Source organism: Bacillus sp. ISL-18 (assembly GCF_018613415.1).
Lineage (GTDB): Bacteria > Bacillota > Bacilli > Bacillales > Cytobacillaceae > Neobacillus.
This window is the reverse complement of record NZ_JAGGQG010000012.1, coordinates 1-17,177: the sequence shown is the minus strand read 5'-3', so window position 1 is coordinate 17,177 and position 17,177 is coordinate 1. Positions and strand designations below refer to the sequence as shown.

Below are 17,177 nucleotides of genomic sequence, written 5' to 3'. Positions count from 1 at the left end.
TAATTTGATTGTCTACCCTCGAAAACTAGAAAAATATTCCGAAATATAGTTTATTATCGCTTATTATGACGAATTTTTAAATAGTTTCCTGCCAAATCCTCTATTAATTGGAGGAAAATAAGCAATATTTCCTATATTGGAATATGCAGGGCGATATCCAGTACTTTTTTTAGATAAATGAATTTGTTAAAACAACACTGTCCAGGTTTTTGTGCCTACCATTCCGTTTGCGGCTAATCCGTTGCGTTTTTGGAAGGCCATGACAGCTTTTTCTGTCTTTGGGCCAAAAATGCCATCCACTTTTACATGAATAGCTCTCTGTATTCGCTCGACGTCTTTGCCGATTGAGCCTCTTTTTATTAAATTGCCGGGAAAGGGCATGTTCTCTTGTGAGCTTTTGTGATTATCCTGACTATTGACCAATTGAATAAAGTCATTCCAGTCGATCCCTTTTTCCCCGCTGCGGAGAAATCTAGGACAGTTTTTCCCACTCCAATAGTGATGCTGGACCACATTATCTAAGGGGATTTGATAGGTCTCCATCAATTGTTTTGTGACCTCCGCTGCATGGTTGACCACCTTTTTAAAATCCCCATCACTGTTTACACATAGTTCAATATGAATCGAAGAAGAATTACCCGTACCACTTCTTCCATCCCCTGCCGCCCAGGCTGTCTCATGAAAGGGAATGGATTGAATTGCTTCACGATCATCAATTTGCAGGTGCCAGGAAGCCAAACGGTCATTTCCCCGTTCCTGTAATTTGGCATGTGCCCGAGCACCTGCACCCGGGCTGGGATTATCTGTTTCATGAATGGTGATGTAGGCAGGGACCATTTTAATGCCAGGGCGCGTGTCTTTATTTGAAACAGGAATCAATCGCTGAATTATGTTCATATACAACCTCTCCTTTCCCCTCTATTTATAGAAAACACAAGGATCTGGACAGGGCATTGACTACTTTTTTGCATTTCTTTTCCCAAATCATTAGTATGGAGGTAATCATATTTATGGATTGAAGGGTTCGTATGAAAAAGTTACTGAAGTTCGGACTGGTTGGGATTGTGAATACACTTATTTCGATTGGTTGTTATATATTGTTTGTCAAATTAGGCATGCACTACATCGCAGCCAATATCCTTTCTTACCTGATTGGGTTAGTGAATAGCTATTACTGGAATAAGAAGTGGGTGTTTAAAAATACAGAAAACCATCTAGCTGTTTTCGTTAAATTTGTCATTGTTAATTTAATTGTGCTAAGTATCAATACAGGCTGCCTCTTCTTACTTGTCCATCAATGGGGATTCAATCAGTATGGTTCACAATTAGCAGCAACTGCGCTGGGAATGGGAATCAACTTCATTTTAAATAATCAGTGGACCTTTGAAGCAAACAGAACAACTAAACAAACACATTAATTTTGAACACTCAAAATGCTAGAGATGGTGGAAGTTAAGAGTATTTATCTATAAATTTGGATAATAAATGGATTTTACGCGAGGTTTTATAGTAGGATAGTAGTAGTTTATCTATCCTATTCTATTGGAGGGCTTAAAGTTGCTGACTCCTGCCCAACAAAAAGTGAAACAAGAGCTGGAAGAATTACAGGCGGCGGGGCGATTCTACCACGCGGAAAAAACTGGATCCCTTACGCCACATCCATCTTCTATGAAAAAATGGGTCATACTAGCAGCCGGATTTCTGCTCATCTTGTTAATGGCTGTTCTGTATTCCTTTCACCCTAATCAATCCGATTTGGCTGCCTATTTAACGAAAGAGCAGCTTTTATATAGGCAAAGTGAACAATTGCTCAATCAAGCTCTTTCTGGGCACACGGTTGACTATCGTGAAGCAAAGGCAGAACAAATTCACTTATGGAAAAGACTTTCCGCTCTGGATCCACCCTCACGCTTACAAGCCCATAAACTTGATTTGCTGCATGTCATGGAGCAGCAACAAGAGATTCTTACCTATCTCGACGTTTCCAAGGTTTCAAATACGGCTACCTTAAACCATAAAATAATCGAACTCCGAGTCAAGCAAGAGCTGGTGATGGAGAGTTTACAGAGTGCGCTCGAGCGCGAAAAGATTAAGTATGAGAGACTCGAGGATGGGACAGTTCATTATTGGGTGGATTCCAGGGTTTATACATATTAAAAGAGGTCCGCAAAAAATGCGGAACCCCTTTGCTATTCGGCCGCTTGCACCCTTTCTTCTGTTTCCAGCTGGTGCAGCAAGCGTTTTTGCTGTAATTTTTCTACCGTTTGGAGAATAACATGAACGATTAAAACAATCAAGGTCATTAGTTCGACCGCCGAATCTAGGTAGTACCACGATAGTGTCGCGGTAATGTCATAAAGAGAATGAACGAGGACGGTTACCCACAGGTTTCGTGTCCATAATAAGATTAACCCAAATAATAACCCCATATTCGCAAAGGTAACGATGGCCCCAATTTTAACAGCCCATGGTTCCACTGAGTCTAAAGTATGATCTATTCCAAATAGGATCGAAGTGAGAAATAAGGCACACATCAGAAAAATATCTCTTCTCCCGCTCGCCCATCTGTTTGGAAAGAATTTTTTACATACGACCAGGAGAAGGATAATGTAGGCTAGGCGCCACACCTCTTCTAAGCCTGCGAGCGCATCTGTATATAAATCCGGGCCGATGGTATCTACTTTTTCAAAAAAGGTGGAATCGGGTTTGGTCTTTGTCTCGGAATCAGCAGCACTTGAATGCTGATCCACATCCATTTGCATATCGGTATAGTCTTGAACGTATTGATCATAATCCACGTTAAAATCGTTAAAAGTGTTCGATGAATAGATATTAATAATCGTGCTGCCAATAAAGAAAATTAAGAAAGCGCCTGTAAACTTTAAGGTCAGCTGTCGTTTTGTTGCCTGAATCGGTTCGGAACTGCTAATCCGCCGGTGCAGTTTTAAGCCGACAAACAAGGAAGATACCATCATCGCATCATAGAGGGTACTCGCCAAATAGCTGTACCGGGTTAAATAAAGGAGGACTTCAGCCCCAATCGTGATCACCAGCATGGCAAAGAGTAACTTGATTGAAATCGGTTTTGTTAAGTTTGTTGTCATCTGCGTCCCTCCCTGCCTTCGTGCTTATTTTAATAGCGTTACAGCCAATATTCCGAATCCATTAAGTAATAGCAGGAATAGTAAACAGCCTATGAGCCACTTATAGGTTCTCTTCACTGATTATTCTCCTTTAAAATGATTGTTTAAGATGTTTACCCAATCTATGAATAGATAATAATAGTAATAATTTATCATACCAGCAAAGAAATAGCATTATTATGTTTTTCCATTCGTACTCGTTGCGGTGATTTTTTAGGTTTACCGTACATAAGATTGTACAGGCTGAATGTCCATTTTCTTAGAGTTGGGAGGTTATGAATTGAGGCGTTTTGTTTCTTTGATTCTATTGGTTGTCATCATCTATGTATTATCTGCGACAAATCCAGGGCGGTCGGAATATATTGATTGGATTAATCACAAATCAATGGATCAGTCGTCCAACCTGCTAAAAAGGGGGATCCTCTCCATTGCCGGAAAATCCATCTTTGATGCCGGTACAAGCAAATCCGATTATGTTGTTTTTTCAATCTACAAGACAGATTTTACAGATGTCGGGATGGGCAAGATGACGACGATTGGGATCTTTCATCAGTTTATCCCTTTATCAAGCCTTGAAAAAGAAAAGTGAATTAAGAAAAGCGCAAGCGCCTTGGTCAGCCCCGACCAGCATAAGACGAGCCGGCCGAAAGGTTGTTCTTTAACCTTTTGGACGGATTGGCTTATGACCTCGAGGGGCTAGGCGCTGGAGCTAGACAATCAAAGGACCGAATGGGAATATGCCCGCTCGGCCTTTTTTATGCGTGGTCAATGACTCTCAAATGGGCAAAGAAGCGATTAAGATCCGGATCGGATGAATACTTCCGCTCAATCAGACGGATCGTGCTCCCCTTTAGACTGCCCCAGTCTATGTTGGGATTCGCTTCGATCATGCTGCAAAGCCTTAGGAGGCGTTCTTTTGGCAAATACTCAAGAAATTCTTCAATAAACCCGGAAAATTCGAGGATATAAAGCTTCATTCGTAAGGCCGTATCCGCTATGCTAATGAGTGAATCTCCTCCAAAATCCATCATAATGTTCTCTCGGTAGCAGATAAAGTAAGCGATACACCTCTTAGTGAACCGGGCACGATTCTGTTTTAAAACCTTGAGTGCATAGTTCACAAAATTTTTGTCATATGACGACGGGATCAGCCTTTCAAGCTCGGGTTCAACTCCACTTCTAAATGGTAACTTGTTTAACACGATTAGTTGGCTTATTTTCACTTCATCGCTGTAAACGAAGTCACCTATTTCACAAAGTTTTTCATATGCCGCCTCTAACTGTCCCTCACTTTCAGCTTCTTTTGCAAGGTTACTGTCAAACCGAATCCCCGCCTGAATTTTGCGTAAATCCTTCCTAAGCCGTTTTTTCAATTGGCAGTGATATTCACTTTTAAAAAAGATAGACATTACGATGATATAGCTGATGCAAAACATCGTCCCGCCAGTCAAGAAGTACCTAGTTTGCGTCGTTGGGGCGAATATGACCCCCATACCGGTACCAGTTAGAACCCAGATGGCTTCAGTAAATAAGCGTTTTAAGACACTCTTTCTAACAAGCTGGTGGACTAGTTTATAGTGCTTGCCGCAGACCGGACAAATCGGGTCCTTCAGAACCGAATAGCGTTGACAGTTCTTACACATTTTTAGTTTTTGAAACTGATATTTTTCATTTTTTGCAGGCTTTTCATCCCGTTTAGCCAAAGGTATCACCCTCTGTCAGCATGATCTCCAATTCCTCGTCGATCTCTTCGAAACTCCCGTTGCTGCGTTTATTTTTTCGTAATTTATAAGTTTTATAAATCAGAGTGAAAACTAGGATGCTGGTAAACATCAGTCCATACATGAATTCTCCCCCTTTACACCAATCGTAATCCTAGGTACTTCTCTATGAGACATCTTTCTAAACGTCCAACTTTATCATTCTAGGGAGTACAGCTTGGGAATATAATGACAACAATTGGGATGGGCTTGGAGGTTGTTCCATTTTAGAGATCGATACTGCTAATGGAGGTGGCAGCACATGTTTAGAAAGACAATTAGTAGTTTCATCATACTGGCGGTTATTGTCTGCAGCATTAGTTATCTTAATGTACGCGCGGCAAGTCCGATACATTCCACCTCACGAATGGAAGGAATGCTTGTTGTGGACGTCAGTAATTCCATGAGGGACAGCGATCCGAATAATATCAGTAAGGAAGCGATGAAGATGTTTATCGATATGTCATCGCTCCAAGGAGATAAAATCGGGGTCGTTGCCTACTCGGACGAGGTAATGCGAGAAAAGTCGCTCGTAAAAATCGGCTCGGAACAAGATAAAAAAGAATTGAAGTCGTTCATCGATTCACTTGAGAAATACTCCTATACAGACTTATCAACCGGGGTTTCTGAGGCAATAAAGATGCTTGAATCCAGCCATGAAAAGGATTTTACCCCATTGATTGTCCTGCTGGCAGACGGAAATAATGAACTGAATCCGCGAAAGTCTAAAACGATTTCGCAGGCGGATCAAGACCTCCAATCAGCGGTCAGTCAGGCAAAAGCCAAGGGCTTCCCCATTTATACGATTGGCTTGAACGCGGATGGGAAGCTCAATCAGGCAGTCCTGACGAATGTGGCAGACAGTACAAATGGGAAATTCTTTGAGGCCACTTCAGCGGAGCAGCTCCCTAAGATCCTGAGCGAAATCTTTGCCCGGCATTTTAAATTAAAGATTGTTCCGGTTTCACAACTAATTGGTACTGGCGCGTATCAGGATATCAAGATTACCGTGCCAAACGAAAACGTCCGGGAAGCCAATATCTCCCTTATGTCTGATCAGCCTGTGGAGATTCAACTGATGAACCCTTCGGGCAAAGTGGTGGAGATTCCATCTGATCAGGTCGTGCTGACGAAATCAAGAACCTATTCGATGGTCAAGCTGCTTAAACCCGTTCAGGGGGATTGGACACTAAAGGTCAAGGGCGTCCCACACGATAAAATCGATATCAATCTTATCTTCAACTATGATTTACAATTGAAATTGGCGGCCCTTGCCAAGGAGAGCTACAAAGCTGGTGACACCGTTCAAGTTCGTGCCTTCTTTGAGGACGACAGCACGGCCCTTAAGGATCAAGCTTTTTATCACTCGATGAAAGGTACATTGTTAGTCAAAGACCTCGATAAAGGAAAAACAGAGGAGTTTTCGTTAGAACCTGGAACTAGCGGATTTTCGGGTGCGTTTAAGCTTGGCAGTGCTTCTGCCTATGAAGTGACGGTGAAAGCAGAAGATAACAGCTTCTTCCGTCAGACGATTCCACAGAAAATCACGTTGTTAACAGCACCCGAGGTCCCTGTAAACGAGAAACCGCGAAGCGTGACGGATGATGGCGGCAAATCCTTCCCCTGGCTTCCGATCAGCGGAGCTGCAGCAGGTATCCTCTTACTGGCTGGGCTCGCTTCCCTGCTTTGGTCCAAATTAAAGAGCAGAAACCGCAGGTTCAGCGGGCAGATGGTCATGGAAGTCAAGGACGAAGAAACCGGGGAACGTGTCAGCCCGCAATATAAAAAGTTGAAATTCTTTAAGGGGAAATTCCGTCTTCATCAACTCTTATCTCTGGCACCAGAGTTTGCGGAAACAGAGAAAATCATCTTTAAACCACTCGCCAATGACTCTTTATTACTGATTAACCACTCTAATTGCACCATAGAAAAAAACGGCCGGGCAATCAATGCCCAAAAAGGCCTGACGATCAAACGAAACGACCGCCTGCGCATCATACCGAAGAAAGTTAATAAATCTATCTACATTGAGTATATTTCATAAGGTGACAGGCACCGTTTTGAACACCGAGGGAGGAATAATGATGAAAGCTAGTGTAAGAGAGCATATTCAGCAGTTGGATGTTTCCTTAGGCGGTGGGATTATATCGGAGAAGATCCGTGTTGATACGATTGAGAATCCCATGCTTGTCATTGGTCTGGGCGGGACTGGGATTGATGCCTTGCTCCGGCTTAAATACCAGGTGAACCGCCGCTTTAAGCTGCCGCAGGATCCTTTATCGAAGAAGAAAAAGGAAAAACCCAACAATATTGAGTTCCTGGCCTTTGAAACCAATGAATATGACCGCTACAAAACATACAAAGGAATTGGTCTTGATCCGAATAAGGAGTTCGTCCTCCTCTCTAACCCTGAGATCGGCGGCTTGCTCCAAAACCGCAGCACACTTGAGCCGTGCATTAAAGAATGGCTGTCACCGGAATTATCGATCACGGATGGGATCAGCGGTGCCTCCGGTGTCCGCCAGGCCGGCCGGCTGCTGCTGTTTACAAAAATCAATCAAGTGGTCCAAACGATGGAACGAAAAATCGAGTCGGTCCTCGAAGGAACCAATAAACGGTTATATGTATTCATTTTGACCGGTGTTTCAGGAGGCACTGGCAGTGGATGTTTTCTTGATATTGCCTACATCACGCGCGGGATCATGGAGCGAAAATTCGGCCCGACCGGTATTGATAAAGTCAGCATGCTCGGCTATCTGTTCATGCCGGATGTGAATCTGTCCAAACGCGGCTTAAGCTCCCATACGGTCGAATATATCGAGAAAAATGGCTATGCTGCCCTAAAAGAACTCGATTACTGGATGAATTGTGATGAACGAAATGAACGTTTCAAAATGAAATATGGCAGCATCTTGGACGTTAACTCTCCGATGCCGCCGTTTAATCTTTGCCATTTCATCTCAGGAACGAATCTTGAAGGGAAATGGCTGGAAAATGCCTATGATTACTGCATGAATGTCACCGCTGAAAATATTACCAACTTCATGGCCAATGAGGATAAAAAATCCAGCGAGGAATTTGCAATCCATGACTATATCAGCAATATCCGCACCAATATCGCCCAAATGCCAAAGCCCTATGCCGCCAACTACCAATACAATATTATCGGTGCCTCGATGGCTGAAATTCCCGTGGAAGAAATGACCACTTATATCGGCTTTAAACTATTTGAAAAAATGAAGAAGATGTTTGAAGCGGAACCGGACCAAACAGAAGTGGAACGGTTTGCGGAAAAACTGCGGATGGACCCTGATTCCATTCATCAGCGGTTCAATGAGCGTGTGCCGGAGCCCCTCTCAGGGTATGAGCATAGTGAACGTTTTTCCTATAACAATGTCATTAAATCAGCCGTGATCAATCTTGACGAAGAACTGGAGAGAGACTATTTAGTAAAGGCGAAAGAACAATACCGGAAATGCAAAAAGCAGCTGCCAGGCGAGAGCCTCGAGGAGTTCCGGCGCCAAATGGAGCGAATCTTTCTTAGTCCTGAAAAGGGTCCAATCTATGCATCGAGGTTGATCTACGCCCATGACAGTTCCTGTCTGTTAAAAACAATAAAGACCTATATCGAGCGATTGCGGGATCGGTTGGAACACCTGCCGCGTGCCATTCAATCCGAACAAGATTACGCCTATAGCAAGCTCGAGGAGGCAAAGAGTGCATTCCTCTCCAAAGACCGCAAGAAAAATGCCTATATCGAAGCAAAATTAAACGAATTCGCTGCTAGGGCAGAAAAAGCAAGACTCGAAGAAATGATGGAATTTTATGAGGAGCTGTACCAGATTCTTTACAACCAGAACAACAAAATATATGAAGTCTATCAAGAAATCTTATTAACCTTGAAAAATATCTTTGAAAAAAATGCCGGTATATTAATAGAAAAAGAGGAAATCAATCAGGAAGCCCCCCTCACCTATTATTGGCATTTGGTCAGTATCCCTGATACCTCCCCAGAGATTCAGCTGATGTTTGATTCGAAGGATGGCGAATTACTGCTTCAGAAATGGTCGGAAATGCTCCTTGAAAAATCAGCCTATTGGATCAAAGAACAAGATGTCGATGTGGTCGGCACCGTGTCCGAGTTTCTCACCGATCAGTTCGGAGATTTGATCACGAAATCGATGGAAGACTTTCTGCATCTGAAGTATGGCGAGGATAAACCAATTGATAAAATTATTGAAGAAAAAATCGCTGCCCGTTTGGACCGCGATGCCCTGCCAGTGTTCCACCTTGCCAACAGCAACGGCCAGCTCCACTTCCCGCAATGGGGGTTTGTCAGCGTGCCAGTAAAAGCTCCAAATATCTATAACGGGATTAAAAATTTTGAAAAGCATTCGTTAAGCCATTCCCGCTTCACGATTAAAGAAAGCGAGCTAAGGAATCGGATTTTCTGGTTAAATACGAAAAACGGGATTCCGCTGTTTGCCTATTCGCCTTTAAAAATTTACGAGGCATCCTATGAAAAGACAATCTTAGAAAAAGAAGGAGTGGGCCGGCACTTGGTGCAGACAGAGAAGGAAAACTGGCTTTACCTCCCCTCACCGATCCCGGAAAAATCCTGGGGAGATACGTACCAAAACCTTCGTGTGGAAGAATACAATGCCGGAGTACGGGCTCTATTCGATCAAGCGTTGGCATTCGGCTGTATCACGGTCAAAGAGGACGAACGGAATACCAGTGCCAAATACCGGTGCCATTTTACAAAGGAATTAAACAGGGGAGCATTTTTCTCCAAGTATGAAATCGACCTAAACAAGCTGGATCGAGCCAGTCTTGGAAACTTAAATCAAGTGTTAAGAAAACTGAAAGAATGGTCTGCAGGCGGCATGGATCCTGACGGCAGCAGCGACATTTTCGGAAGCAGCAACTTAGAAATGGCAAAAGAAAACTTAATTCGTTCGCCTAAGTTGATTGAAAAATTGAAAATAGAGGTTCGAAAATACCAATTCATACAAGAAATGATCACGGAAATTGAACGATTCATTTCCTTACAAAAAGAGAATGAGAGGCTTAAAAACCTGTATATCCAGGCCATTTACACCCATACGGTCAAAAAACGCGGAGCCCTTTACATTTACGATCATGGATTGGAGGAAGATGCGTGGGAGCCGTTGGTGAATCTGATGAAGACCACGAAATTCATTGACTATGAAATCTTTCAAGCATTCAAAGCATTGACCCCAAAAGAAATCGCCCAGCTTGAAAAAAAATCAGAGCAGCGGAGCCATGAGTTAATCCAACAGGAAAGCGCGGCACAGTTAATCTTTGCCTTAGAACAAATGGCAGACACCTTTCAACGAGAAAAAGAAGATCTTGATTATGAATACAAGGATTTAGTCAATGGCGAAGAAGTGTACGGCTTCTATAAAGAGATGATGATTAAGGTGCAGGAAATGCTTAGACAACTTAAGTCGTAAGAACCTAGAGGCCAAGAAGGCCGCACGCATTCCCGATGCATGTGGCCCGCCTTATTTCATGTTTTTCAAGGAGGGATACACCTGTGCGAGATCTAGTACAAAAATATGCCGATTCCTTCTCCATCAAACTCGAGAAAATCAGTCAATCCGAAAACGTACAGCGCAGTGTCAATTATCCGATTGTCTTTATATTTTTAGGCGACCTCGTAAAGGATGCCCTATTAACAATCAAAAAGATGAATAAGGAAAAATGGCATAACAGTAATGGCATCTTATACTTCCATGCCTATCAATCCGAAACCATCCTCGCTGATAATCTGTTTTCACTGCAGCTGGCCAATACTGGGTACGATCGCCAATCACAACGGAAAGAGCTGGCAGAGACATTTAACCAGGATGAAACAATGCTGATCGAACTGAATAAAACCTTTCGGAAACTAACATCAAAGCTAGCTGACTATGGAAGGGCCTTTTCTTCGCTCCAGAAAGTAAACCTTTGCGTGGTCACCGCTATTCATGACCCGGCAAATATCCTAATCCAAGAATTCACCCTTCTCCTAAAAAGCATTCTGCAAGAATCGTTCCGAATCGTGGAGATGGATTTATATGGACTGTTAATGGAAAAACAGGACGGTGAAAACTTTGCCTTCACCACTTCACTTGGCATCAGCTTTCTAAAGGAACTGGATGAGTATCAACAGAATGATTATCATTTCGAAAAAGACCTCCAGCTGACAGAGGACCATTTAAGATTGCCTGTTTGCCATCCCCCTTCCCCGCTCTTTGACATGGTCTATTTATTAAGTGATAAAAATGAGAATGGCTTAATTGAGGATGAAGCCCTTCAACAAAACTATGAACTAATCAGTCATCTGAACCTGTTAAAGAATCGCAAAATATGGACCGAGCATTATGAAAAAATGAATAGTTATTCCCACCAATCGTTTAAGCGGGCAATGAAGGGAAATGCAGGGGATCCTGTTTATGCATCAGCAGGATTTGCTAAAGTGACAAGGCCCAATAAAGCCATTGTACTGCACGTTGCAAGTCAATTTTATCAAGGGCTTTTAGATACTCTAAAAAAACAAAGCAAACAACCTAAGGAGAAAGTCCTGCAGCTCTTCGATTTATCTGAGTCATCTTTTCAAAAATATTATGAGCACTTCCTTCCTCCAGCGGACCGGCTTTATGACATGCATGAATTAATGAGGGTCAGCAATTCCTATCGGGCCATAAGAAAACTGACACTGAACGAAACAGAAGAGTTCCTTTACGAAGGTGGTACGGAAACGTTCTTTTACCAGAACTTTGAAGAACCTGTACATGAGTTTTTAAAGGTTTTAGACCTAAGGGAACAAATTGAATGGTGCTTTTATGAAAATATCATTAATCATGAACAGTACGGAATCTATTGCGCTTATAGTTGGACAGCGGACAACGTTCACGCCGAGTCAAATGTGATGAATGCGATTAGCCATATTTTAGAAGAGACAAAACAAGAACAGCTAAGGCTTAAAGAACATCTGGAACTTACTTATCAGCAAATCGTGGATCATTGTGATTTTAAAAAAAGCCTTCTGCCATTTTCAAGCAAGAAAAACCTGACCAGTTTCCTAGAATACTTTTTCGAGGAAATCTATGGATCCAAATACGAGCTGTTAAGGCTTAAAGTGAAACTGGAAATTTTAAAACAATACCGAACGGTCCTCAAGGGACTGCACCGCACATTACAGCCTAAGATCAGACTGATGAAAAAGGTAGATACCTTCCTTAAAAAGACCGCGGCGGATAGTTTGTTTGATTCTGATGATGATTTAGACAGGAATATTGCCCAATATTACTCTAGAGTGAATGATTTGATTACCGCAAAGCTACAGGAAAAACGAGGACCCCACTTCTTTTTGAATGAACGTTTTTTTAAAAATCTCTATCGTTATCTGGAAGACGATCAACCTGAAATCCTTTTAGAGCGACTGTTGGTTGTATGCGACCGGGAGGTATTAACCCACGAAGAATTCCACCGCACCTTTGAAGATGAACTGCTAGAAAGAGCCAATGTGATGACCGATTATGAAAATAGGGAAATTCTCTCTAAAGAGGAATTGTTTCAAAAGTTATATCTTCGATTGGACGAAAGTTCGTCGATCCACATTGAAGTTTTCAACTACACCCAAACGAACCGATATGAAGAGAAGTATTACTTTGGCGATTTTAACAGTCAATTCATGCGATTTGCCATGGACAAAGATCCTGGGATGCAATGGAAGGTCGGCTGTGCCCATGAAAAGAAATCAAGTGGAATAGAAAAGCTCACCCTCATGGGAGGCTTTACCCTAAAAGATCTTATGTTTTACCGCAATGGAGAAAAGTATTATAAGAAATACATTGAAAATGGATATGAATTTCATACAAAAGCGGAAGCGTCCGTTTAGCGGCGTATGGACTGGAGCGCTTCGACTGAGATAAAGGAAAAACGAAAAGCGGAAGCGCCTTGACCAGGGGCGACAGGCATAAGACGAGCCGGCGGGAAGGCTGTTCTTTAGCCTTCTTGACGGATTGGCTTATGACCCCGAGCCCCTAGGCGCTGCAGCTAGACAACACGGAGAGCGAAAGCGATCCGATGTTGACTTATCGTAGGGAGAAGAGCGAAGTCCACTAGCCGCTGGACGCTGGAGCTAGACGGTTAACAAAATTAAAGTCCTATACTATTTTATTTTTCAAAAGCGGAAGCGTCCGTTTAGCGGCGTATAGACTGGAGCGCTTCGACTGAGAAAAAAAAGTCATTTTAAAGGGATCCGGAGTTCTTCAATTGGGATTTAGGTCTAGGGGTGATGTGTAATGAACTGGGAACCGATTCCTTCCCCTAATGATGAAATAAGGGATATCAAAAAGACAATAATCGATACGAGGGTCCACGTACAATGGTACTGGCCAAATGGGATTGACTTTGTCTATATTCAGCAAACCCCTGCAGATCAGGGTCAGTCTCAAAAAGAATTCGAACCACATTTTTTAAAGCTCTACACTCGTGAGGAATATAAAGCCAACCAAGGGCTCTTTTTTAACCTAGAAACAATGGGGCAGATTGTTATCCGGATTTTCCCTGGGAAAAAAGTTGATGGTCATCTGATTGTCTTTCGTCAGAATAATGACCAAAATCGGATTAATATCAACGGTTCAAGGGCAAAGGTTTATTTTTCAATCACCTATAAACAGAAACTCTTTCAAACTCTTAGAAAAGTAAAGATGTCGATTACGACCGAAATACCCATTAGTAAAGAGCAGCTTGTTTATGTAAAAAAAAGAGGCTCCGTACCCCTCTCATTGGAGGATGGAACCATCTATCCTTTTATCAGGGACATTGTTCCCGGAAAAACCATCCTCCCAGAAATAGAAATAAATAAACATGAGTTCATTCAAATTTTTCTAAACAAAGGAAATGATGCTGCTCAACCATTCGAGCTGATACCTGTATAGGGGGGCCACCCATGTTCTCACTATTAAAACGACTCTTCGAAACTAAACAACCAGTAAAGGAAAGACTACCGTTTTACGATATCGTCTGCCCTTACTGTTTTATTAAATTCCACCATGAAGAGGTGGTTTTCAGAGCAGCCCATTATCGTGACGATGATGAGGAAATGGCGCTCCAAGAGGATGAACGTTTGAACGATTACCGTGCCAAATTTGGACTTGCACCGATTGACGAACTGGAGGCCATAATTGACCCTTCGAAAATCACTGAAAAACATAAGATCTATTCCAATAACGTTCTGATGGGGGTTTCTGATAAATACTCGGTGGAAACGAGAAATCGAATTTGCCCGGCTTGCCATAACGATTTGCCCATCACAGCCGGAAAATATCCAAGCAATATCGTCTCGATTGTGGGGGCAACCTCAGTCGGTAAGACCGTTTATATGACCACACTGATTCACACACTTCAACATATGACAGCCAATAACTTTAATGCTGCCTGTATTCCACTAACTACTGACATTAGCAGGCGCTTTCGAGGCAACTATGAAGTTCCTCTTTTTGAAAACGGGAGCCTATTACAATCAACAGAAAAAACAATCCGGCAAGAGCCGTTTATTTTTCAATTTATTTTCAAAAATGAAGACCAAGCCCCTTTGACCCTTGTGTTTTTCGATGTCGCAGGTGAAGGTATGGTAGACAGAGACTACCTCAAGCTTCATGCGGCACATATAAAAAATTCAGCCGGGATTATGTTCTTAGTCGACCCTATCCAAATTCGAACCATTCGCGATAAGCTCATTTATCAGATGGGTGAAAACCCCGGCGAAATTGCCGGCATAGGCGATGAGCCTCGCGAAGTGGTCATTTCAATGTTTAGTGACTTTATTGCCCATTTGGAAGACAGCAAAACAACAATTCCAACCGCGGTGATCGTTACAAAAAGCGATCTTTTAGATGTGATAAAAAAGGATGGGGATTATATCGGAACAAACAGTAATGTTTTCCGTAATTTTACTCACCGAGGATATCTAGATTTAGATGAGTATGAAAACATCAATGGAGAAATAAAAAGATTTTTGGCGAAAGTGGATAACCCGTTAGTAAATGCCCTAGAGGTGTATTTTAAAGAAATCTCTTATTTTGCTGTATCTTCACTGGGAAGTAATCCCATAAATCAACAAGTAAGTGGAATGATTAGCCCAGTTCGTGTGGATGAACCATTTATTTGGCTGCTTTATAAATTGGGGTATATTGAGGGGAGACACAGGGAGTGAGAGGTAAGATTCAGCAGCATATGTATACACGGGAACGGAAAGGAGTTTTTCACGACACCGCCGGATATGACACCATTGCTATGTCGGAAGGACTTGAGCCTTCTTTTGTGAAGAAGTATGTGCATCCCTTTTGTTATTATCATGCTCCGAAAGCGTTAAGAGAACACGGGGAAAGGGATCCTTCTCTCTATCCTCCTGCGGTGACGATCGTTCATCCTGAGACCGGGGACCTTGTGATGGGCCAGGCCGTATTTATCGCTGCCGATTTTACTGGTACTCGCAGCACTTATTTCATGCATACCTATGTGATCCCTCCTTTCCGGAAAGAGGAGTGGGTTCGGCATCCAGAGATGCTGTTCCATTTAGAGGCCTTCCAAACAGCATATGATCTGAGCAATGGTCCTATTTTACCTGAACTAGAGGTAGTGCCTTTTCATGATACTAACATTTTGGAGCATGAAACATTAAAAACGCTTGGGGTTAGTCATGCTCACTTTCAGCAGCTTTTATTTGCTGTTATGACGTCAATTTCCGGTAAGAAGAAGGTATTTATTTCTCTAAATGTGCCTTTGCAAGAATATACAAACTACGCACTCCTGCTGCTCGAATTACTTTATCTTTATCTGCCCTATGGGTATAGAAGAAATTTGGGTGCGATTACCTTTACAAGTGAGCCTGAAACAAGAACGTATATTCATGTTACCTTTTTTGAACCTGGAACACTTAATCTCGGGGATCGTTCGATTGAAAAACAATTTGTTTTTGATTTTTCTCACGGATTTATTTCCGGTGTATCGGCTGCAGTGGAACAGAACGAGTATTTGGATATTGCCATACAGCATGTAACCGAGCTGAAAAGGATGGATGATTTTTTTAAGTTCGCCGAAATGGCGTTAGCCGGTTTACCGGAGGAGGAAAAACATTCTTTAGCTAATTACAATCAGTTAGCTGGTTTATATCTTATCTGGAAAAATCGTGATTTCAATCTTTACTTAAAAGATAAACGTCGCTTTTTAAATACACTGGTTAAATGCCTCCAGTTAAAAAAAGAGGAAAAATCAGAATTAGTGGAACTCTTTTTGAGGATTCTAGATAATGAAAAAATGGCTGATGATTGGTCAATGGCACGTTTTTATATAGAATCTATTGTGTCTGTAAACAATCTAGTGGGGTTTGATGAAGTATGTTTATTTTTACTAGAGACACTCCGTTTTCATCACAAAGACCCGCTTTATCTAGAGCTATGGAAGATCATTGAATGTGACAGACTTGCTTTTGAATCTTTGGTCTGCTACATCAGTAATCAGCCAGACTATGCGTATTTACTAAAAGATTATTTTACCCTTCGTATCAATCATTTGAAATTAGAGGATATAACGTTCCATAAGGAGATTATAACAAATGATTTTGCTGCTAAAATTACGGAGGATATCCTGCGGGATGAATTTCTAATTCTCAAAGTTATTTACAAATTAATTAATTTCCCAACAGAATCAGTTTCACATTTGTTGAAGTTGTTAACGAAGAATGGGCGTGAACAGCTTAACCGGATACTTCAGAGAATACTCTGTGAAGTATCATCACCTATACCAATACAGTTATTCTTTGTTGCCTTTGAAACGAGTGGTGACGGTGTTGATTATCCTAAGTTATTTGATTTTCTTATTGACCATTATAACGAGAACACCATGTGCTCGTTTATAAAAGAAAATGCCCACCTTGTTGAAACGGATGTACTCTATAGAAAATCCTTGAGAATCTATTTTATAACTCATCCAAAATCGATTTGGAAGGATAAAAAGTGGCGTAAGGAACTGCAGGATGTTAATGATGGTAAATTTAAGCTTTTATTAAAGGAAGTAGAGAAAGACACTGTCAACCCACTGGTTAGGTTCCTAAAAAAGACTGGAATTAACCCCTTTTAAAACTTTTTTAAACGACAAAAAAGGGCAGCTACATTTAGCTGTCCTTTTCCGTGCCTGGCAACGTCCTACTCTCACAGGGACAAAGTCCCAACTACCATCGGCGCTGAGAAGCTTAACT

The 17,177-nt window shown here is 41.9% G+C and carries 13 protein-coding genes; 9 read left to right on the top strand and 4 right to left on the bottom strand.

Annotation, left to right across the window (positions count from 1 at the left end; translation table 11 throughout):
* Positions 1-186: 186 nt before the first annotated feature.
* On the bottom strand, positions 187-897 hold the full coding sequence (locus J7E81_RS18815) for a peptidoglycan recognition protein family protein (RefSeq protein ID WP_215045195.1): 711 nt from the start codon (positions 895-897) through the stop codon (positions 187-189).
* Between the two features lie 131 nt (positions 898-1,028).
* Here J7E81_RS18815 and J7E81_RS18810 point away from each other — a divergent pair, with 131 nt between their 5' ends.
* Together J7E81_RS18810 and J7E81_RS18805 are read left to right on the top strand one after the other, a co-directional pair.
* On the top strand, positions 1,029-1,418 hold the full coding sequence (locus J7E81_RS18810) for a GtrA family protein (protein WP_215044857.1): 390 nt from the start codon (positions 1,029-1,031) through the stop codon (positions 1,416-1,418).
* A gap of 139 nt (positions 1,419-1,557) precedes the next feature.
* Entirely contained in the window at positions 1,558-2,157 is a 600-nt protein-coding gene (locus tag J7E81_RS18805) for a hypothetical protein (RefSeq protein WP_215044855.1), read from the top strand.
* Between the two features lie 32 nt (positions 2,158-2,189).
* On the opposite strand, the gene J7E81_RS18800 is transcribed toward J7E81_RS18805, so the two are convergent.
* A complete protein-coding gene (locus tag J7E81_RS18800) occupies positions 2,190-3,104 on the bottom strand; it encodes a CPBP family intramembrane glutamic endopeptidase (RefSeq protein ID WP_215044853.1) in 915 nt (304 codons plus the stop codon).
* A 319-nt stretch (positions 3,105-3,423) separates the two neighbouring features.
* On the opposite strand from J7E81_RS18800, the gene J7E81_RS18795 reads away from it, so the two are divergent.
* Complete coding sequence (locus tag J7E81_RS18795) at positions 3,424-3,732, top strand: DUF4359 domain-containing protein (protein WP_215044851.1); 309 nt, start codon at positions 3,424-3,426, stop codon at positions 3,730-3,732.
* A gap of 166 nt (positions 3,733-3,898) precedes the next feature.
* Here J7E81_RS18795 and J7E81_RS18790 read toward each other — a convergent pair whose 3' ends face one another.
* Both J7E81_RS18790 and J7E81_RS18785 read right to left on the bottom strand, forming a co-directional pair.
* A complete protein-coding gene (locus J7E81_RS18790; RefSeq protein ID WP_215044850.1) occupies positions 3,899-4,846 on the bottom strand; it encodes a hypothetical protein in 948 nt (315 codons plus the stop codon).
* Positions 4,839-4,988 (bottom strand): hypothetical protein, encoded by a 150-nt coding sequence (locus J7E81_RS18785; protein ID WP_215044848.1) that lies wholly within the window; start codon positions 4,986-4,988, stop codon positions 4,839-4,841. The genes J7E81_RS18790 and J7E81_RS18785 overlap by 8 nt, the downstream gene beginning before the upstream one ends.
* A 177-nt stretch (positions 4,989-5,165) precedes the next feature.
* Between J7E81_RS18785 and J7E81_RS18780 the strand changes: the two genes are divergently transcribed.
* The 6 genes from J7E81_RS18780 to J7E81_RS18755 all read left to right on the top strand — a co-directional run bounded on the left by J7E81_RS18780 (position 5,166) and on the right by J7E81_RS18755 (position 17,059).
* Positions 5,166-6,947 (top strand): vWA domain-containing protein, encoded by a 1,782-nt coding sequence (locus J7E81_RS18780; RefSeq protein ID WP_215044846.1) that lies wholly within the window; start codon positions 5,166-5,168, stop codon positions 6,945-6,947.
* Between the two features lie 40 nt (positions 6,948-6,987).
* The gene (locus J7E81_RS18775; RefSeq protein ID WP_215044844.1) at positions 6,988-10,380 is read left to right on the top strand and encodes a tubulin-like doman-containing protein; all 3,393 of its coding nucleotides are present in this window, start codon (positions 6,988-6,990) and stop codon (positions 10,378-10,380) included.
* Between the two features lie 83 nt (positions 10,381-10,463).
* Complete coding sequence (locus tag J7E81_RS18770) at positions 10,464-12,812, top strand: tubulin-like doman-containing protein (protein WP_215044842.1); 2,349 nt, start codon at positions 10,464-10,466, stop codon at positions 12,810-12,812.
* Between the two features lie 406 nt (positions 12,813-13,218).
* Entirely contained in the window at positions 13,219-13,857 is a 639-nt protein-coding gene (locus J7E81_RS18765) for a hypothetical protein (protein WP_215044840.1), read from the top strand.
* Between the two features lie 11 nt (positions 13,858-13,868).
* Entirely contained in the window at positions 13,869-15,134 is a 1,266-nt protein-coding gene (locus tag J7E81_RS18760) for a TRAFAC clade GTPase domain-containing protein (protein WP_215044838.1), read from the top strand.
* A complete protein-coding gene (locus J7E81_RS18755) occupies positions 15,131-17,059 on the top strand; it encodes a GAP1-N2 domain-containing protein (protein ID WP_215044836.1) in 1,929 nt (642 codons plus the stop codon). The genes J7E81_RS18760 and J7E81_RS18755 overlap by 4 nt, the downstream gene beginning before the upstream one ends.
* Positions 17,060-17,177 lie beyond the last annotated feature (118 nt).